Annotated in this window: 2 protein-coding genes; both read right to left on the bottom strand. The window is 55.0% G+C overall.

All coding sequences use genetic code 11. From position 1 onward, the window contains the following. Window positions 1-354 precede the first annotated feature (354 nt). Window positions 355-846 (bottom strand): GNAT family N-acetyltransferase, encoded by a 492-nt coding sequence (locus tag AXE65_RS01520; protein ID WP_068387043.1) that lies wholly within the window; start codon window positions 844-846, stop codon window positions 355-357. Further along, window positions 846-1,136 (bottom strand): type II toxin-antitoxin system TacA family antitoxin, encoded by a 291-nt coding sequence (locus AXE65_RS01515; RefSeq protein WP_079213991.1) that lies wholly within the window; start codon window positions 1,134-1,136, stop codon window positions 846-848. The genes AXE65_RS01520 and AXE65_RS01515 overlap by 1 nt, the downstream gene beginning before the upstream one ends. Between the last annotated feature and the right edge of the window lie 470 nt (window positions 1,137-1,606).

Raw genomic sequence — 1,606 nt, 5'->3', positions numbered from 1 at the left:
GTCGCCGAAGTTGCCAAGCTCGGCGCGGTAAATGCGTCGGTCGATGGCGATCTTCGCTTTGCTGTCCTTCAGCTTGTCGCGCCAGTCCGCGAACAGGTCGCGGCCGTCGTCGGTAATGTAGTGCTTTATCTCGAACATGCCATATTTTCGCTTATAAGCGAATCCGTGTCATCTTGATTACCCGGTTCCTTACATTTTCATTCCCTGCTCCTGTTTGGCCTCCCGCGCTTGTTGCTGCTGGCGGCGTTGTTGATGGCGCTGGGTTTCCATCGCGGTACACCTTCTATGTGTTTTCACGGGTATGAAAGCTGCTCGTGCCGCGTCCCGTTACAAGAGATAACGGATAACGCAAGACTACAGGCTGGCTTTCAGGTCGGCCAGCGTGGTCATTAAGGTCATGGGGTCGAGTGCGGACGGCTCAAAGCCGATACGCTCATAGAAAGCCTTGGCTTCTGGCGAGAGCGCGTGTACCAGCATGCCGCGAATGCCGATGGTGTCCGCAGCCTGGATGACACGGCGACCAGCGTCTTGCACCAGTGCCCTGCCAAACCCCAGACCCTGCAGGGATTGATCAACGGCCAACCTGCCCAGAACCACCACTGGAATCGGGTCTGGCATATTGCGGCGAAAGCGACCGGATGCCTCGGTACTGATGACGGCGCTCGATGCCAGCGCGTAGTAAGCCAGCACACGCTGGTCTTCGCAGACGACAAAGGTTCTGGATGCGCCCGTGGTCTGGTTCTTCAGGGCGCGGCGTTTGAGCCACTGATCTAGGCTGTCAACGCCGGAAGAAAAGGACTGGATGTCGTGATGCGCAGCCAGCGGCTGTGGCGCTGAAAGCGGCATCACTTTTCCCAGGGTGTGGGTGCGCGCATGGTCTTGCGCAGGCGTTCGTTCGGTTGCGGCGGCATGTCCAGACGAGCCAAGAAGGCAGCATAAGCCTCCTGATCAACAGCAATGATGGACTGCTCAAGCAAGGCTTCCTCGGCCGCCGCCCGCGCGGCCTCCAGCACAAAATCCGTGCGGTTTTTACCCCGTACTTTAGCCGCGTGATCAATCAAGCTGCGTTCTTCAGGTTTGATACGCAGGTTCAGTGTTTCGCGCTTAGCTGGCGTGATGCTCAATGGTGTGGACATGACCCAATCTCCTGTGATTGGACATATCTTAGCATCGTGTACTGTCAATGTCATTACAATTTCTGAGTGGAAATTGGCGTGTTATTTTCCGCTTTGCGGGAATCAATGTTGAACTGGTCTATTACTTGGATTATCACTGATAAGGTGTACCAAAAGATGATGAAAAATCCCCCCTCATCCCGGCGAGCTGCTACGCGAAGATGTACTAGCAGAGCTTGGGTTGTCCGTGTCCGAAGCAGCAGACCGACTTGGCATGTCTCGTGTGGCATTTTCTCGTGTTTTGAACGTTGACATCCTCCCTTTACTAAATCAAAGGGAGGGTGTCAAGAGCTTTTTCAGGTAGTGTTTAGGTCTTAATGGTTTTGCTTACCCAGTTCCTCACATTTTCATTCCCTGCTCCTGTTTGGCCTCCCGCGCTTGTTGCTGCTGGCGGCGTTGTTGATGGCGCTGGGTTTCTTGGCGGATGGCGG

The organism is Ventosimonas gracilis (genome assembly GCF_001580025.1).
Classification (GTDB): Bacteria; Pseudomonadota; Gammaproteobacteria; order Pseudomonadales; family Pseudomonadaceae; genus Ventosimonas; species Ventosimonas gracilis.
This window is presented reverse-complemented; position numbering and strand designations above follow the sequence as displayed.

Bases quoted from the DNA above. Each gene is read 5' to 3' on its own strand.
- AXE65_RS01520 (WP_068387043.1), bottom strand. From the start codon at position 846: ATGCCGCTTTCAGCGCCACAGCCGCTGGCTGCGCATCACGACATCCAG.
- AXE65_RS01515 (WP_079213991.1), bottom strand. From the start codon at position 1,136: ATGTCCACACCATTGAGCATCACGCCAGCTAAGCGCGAAACACTGAAC.